Raw genomic sequence first — 3,277 nt, forward strand, 5'->3', positions numbered from 1 at the left:
ATAGAGACAAGTATCCATAGCGGGGCTCCTCAACCGTTGCACACCCCGCATCCGCCTCATCAATCTTCACGAAAGCTATTCCAAATCAAGCACTTGAAGCGAGTAATAAAATTGCTCACCAGCCTCTCAGACCGGTCTTTCTGAGTCAGACTCTTAGACTTCTTCGATGTCAATCGAGTCAGGTGCGCAACAAGGCTGTCTTCCCGGGCGCTTGGCGTGCGGCGGGAAGGTGCTGAGGAGATCCTAGAGCTAGGAAACTAGCAGAGCGAGGTCGCCAAGTTTTGGCGGCGGGTGATGAATGAGCTCAGATCCAAATGCCCAGAAAGGTGTCCTCCACATGGCCAGTCTGACGGGACAGGATCATCCAAATCTGAATATTATCACAAAAGGTCACAAACTCAGCGGGTACATCCTTCATCTGATTGCCGCTTTAGGACTAATGCTTAGTTCCCTTCTATGCTCCCCAGCTACTACATTGCAGAAGCTCAAAAATTGAGCGTAAGGTAGTTCTGTAAGATGAGAGAATAAAATGAAGATTATAATCACGGGAAACATGGGCTATGTTGGGTCCTCCGTCGTGTCGCATCTCCGCGGAGCCCTGCCGGATGCAACCATCGTGGGAGTTGATAGTGCTCTATTTGGGCACTGCCTGACCCAGTATATGACCCCGGAGCGCAAACTTGACGTTCAGGTCTTTCGGGACGTCCGTGATCCGATAGAAGATGTTCTCTCTGGTGCTGACGTGGTTGTTCACCTTGCTGCAATCTCGAACGATCCGATGGGGCTACGCTTTGGGGATGTTACAAAGGAAGTGAACCAGTCGGCCAGCATTCGAATCGCTGAGCTTGCAGCCCGCAATGAGATAAAACGTTTTGTTTTTGCATCGAGTTGCTCGATATATGGTTTCGCAGACGGTGCTGCCCGTTCAGAGGGTGACGCGCTAAACCCATTGACCGCCTATGCACAATCTAAGGTCGGGGCGGAGGTTGGTCTTCATCAGATTGCAGTCGACAGCGAGATGCATGTGTGTGCCTTGCGATTCGCCACAGCATGCGGCTTCTCCGGCCGGACTAGACTTGATCTCGTACTGAACGATTTCGTAGCATCTGCTCTCTCGACGGGGCGCATCAGCGTTCTGAGCGATGGAACTCCTTGGCGCCCACTTATTCACCTGAACGATATGGCCCGTGCCATAGAATGGGCGATCGTTCGGCCATTGCCCGCCAACGAATGCTTCCTCCCGGTCAATGTCGGGAGCGATGAGTGGAACTATCAGGTTGCCGATCTAGCCGCGGCTGTCCGCTCACATATTCCTGGAACTACGATAGAAATTAACAAAGACGCGCAACCTGATAAGCGATCCTACCGCGTAGACTTTTCGCGTTACAAATCTATTGCACCTAATCATCAACCGCGGGTTTCTCTCGGAGAAGCGATTAGAGACATTCGCGACGGACTGCTTAGTATGAACTTCAAAGATGCCGAGTACCGTCAATCCAACCTTATACGTTTCAATGTATTGGACGAACACCTCAGATCAGGTAGGATTCATTCCGACCTCCGGTGGTCTGCCATTGATAGATATTCCGAGAAATCGCCCTCCAAATTTGGTGTGGTCCTGCGGACAAGTGCTGGCTAGAAAGCCGTCGGGAAAGTTGCGTTGGGCCACTACAGTGAATCGCAAGGAAGAAACCACTGAGCGGCATAACTGGACGGCGATGAATGTATTCTTTGCCATTCCAGAGGTCTGAGTGCCTGTTTGAGAATGTCGCAGTGGGTCGGATTGGGATAGTCCCGAGTCCACATGAGCCGGATGTGGACGAACGAGCATCGCGAGCGCCAGTAAGCCTTTGAGCGACAGCGCTGCCCCGCCGATCTGACTGATGAGGAATGGGAGCGGATCAGACCCATTCTGCCCCAACCTGGCCGGCGCGGGCGCAAACCCAAGGACGACCTGTGCAAGATCCTCAACGCTGTTGATATCGGAGTGAAACTCCCCAGACCTGCCGATTGAATTGTCCCCAGGTGATCGCCACGACGGACGTGGAGCCCGCGCGCATTGACGTCGACCAGGGCTATCGCGGGCACGACTATGGGCACAAGGAGCGCGTGTTCATCACGCGACAGCGCAGGGTCTGACGCCGACGATCAAGCGCGAGCTGCGATGCCGGTCGGCGATCGAGCCAATGGTCGGGCACATGAAGGCAGATGGGGAGCTTGGACGGAATCACCTGCTCGGAGTTGCGAGCGATGCCATGAATGCGCTGCTGGTGGCCGCCGGACACAATCTGCGGCTGATCCTGAACCGGCTCAAGCCTTTTGTCGCTTGGCTCATGGCAGCTCTGATGGGTTCATTCGTGTAACCGGATGCTTCTCAGGTTGCCTGAAATCCAGCGCCAGCCGCGTGCAACCGCATTATTCAGGGCCGACCAATTCACTTGCTCAATGCCAAGCTGCCCTAGGCGGGGGAGTTTGGCGGGTGCTTTCCCACCGGGGAAGTGTGCTCAAGCTCTTGTTCCCAGCATTGAGACAAGCGCAGCAAGAGTGGAAATACGACCTGAGGATGTGGATTTCAGACTGAACGGATAGTAGCGACTCCAAGGAAAGAATTACTATGGCCGCAACGAACATGGGCAAACGTGATAGTGCCACGAAGAGATAGATTACTTAGAGTCGGTCCGAGCGATTCATGAGCTTTGACAAAGCCTTGCGATCCTGCGGGTCATGAGCCGGATCATGGCGAGTTGCACGAACGCCAGCTGCGTGCGCGTGAGATTCTCAAAGTCCTTGACCAGCCGGCGGCAGCGACCGAGCCACCCGAAGGTTCTCTCGACAATCCACCGCTTCGCGACCACCACGAAGCCTTTGGCGGCCTCCGAACGTTTGACAATCTCCAGAACCACCTTGCCGGTCCGTTTCGCGGCCGCGGCTGTTGCTGCGCCGCTGTAGGCGCCATCGGCAAACAGGCGCTCCAGGAACACGAACACGCGCGGCACACTCTTCAGAAGCGGCAGAAATCCATCCCGGTCCTGCACATCGGCGGGTGTCACATTCAGCCCAAGCATCAGGCCCAGCGTGTCGACGATGAGGTGACGCGTCTTGCCCTTGACTTTCTTGGCCGCGTCATAGCCGATCGGATCGATAGGCCTCCCCCCTCATATGAGGCCTATCGCGTCAAGGGTGGTGCGCAGCGACGGGATCGCTTGCAGACGACATCAGGATTGGCCTCGCGGTCAGCTGTGGAGCAAAAGTCCACATCACCTCATATCCGGTCGGC

General features: G+C 55.2%; 3 protein-coding genes and 1 pseudogene. 3 read left to right on the forward strand and 1 reads right to left on the reverse strand.

What is annotated here, in order from left to right; translation table 11 throughout:
* Positions 1-529: 529 nt before the first annotated feature.
* The 3 genes from FS320_RS40450 (at position 530) to FS320_RS51240 (ending at position 2,363) form a co-directional block, all read left to right on the forward strand.
* Positions 530-1,639 carry an NAD-dependent epimerase/dehydratase family protein gene (locus FS320_RS40450; RefSeq protein WP_152718133.1) on the forward strand — a complete coding sequence of 370 codons (1,110 nt, stop codon included), beginning with the start codon at positions 530-532 and terminating at the stop codon, positions 1,637-1,639.
* A gap of 371 nt (positions 1,640-2,010) precedes the next feature.
* Positions 2,011-2,139 (forward strand): hypothetical protein, encoded by a 129-nt coding sequence (locus tag FS320_RS51235; protein WP_420846840.1) that lies wholly within the window; start codon positions 2,011-2,013, stop codon positions 2,137-2,139.
* Between the two features lie 38 nt (positions 2,140-2,177).
* On the forward strand, positions 2,178-2,363 hold the full coding sequence (locus FS320_RS51240) for a hypothetical protein (protein WP_425294311.1): 186 nt from the start codon (positions 2,178-2,180) through the stop codon (positions 2,361-2,363).
* 324 nt (positions 2,364-2,687) lie between these two features.
* Here the strand turns inward: FS320_RS51240 and FS320_RS40465 are convergent.
* A pseudogene (locus tag FS320_RS40465) lies at positions 2,688-3,152 on the reverse strand (IS5 family transposase); the annotation flags it as partial.
* Between the last annotated feature and the right edge of the window lie 125 nt (positions 3,153-3,277).

The sequence above is a fragment of the Microvirga tunisiensis genome (assembly GCF_009296175.1).
Lineage (GTDB): Bacteria > Pseudomonadota > Alphaproteobacteria > Rhizobiales > Beijerinckiaceae > Microvirga > Microvirga tunisiensis.

Excerpts from the sequence above, each read along its gene's own strand:
- FS320_RS40450 (WP_152718133.1), top strand. The coding sequence starts at position 530 with ATGAAGATTATAATCACGGGAAACATGGGCTATGTTGGGTCCTCCGTC.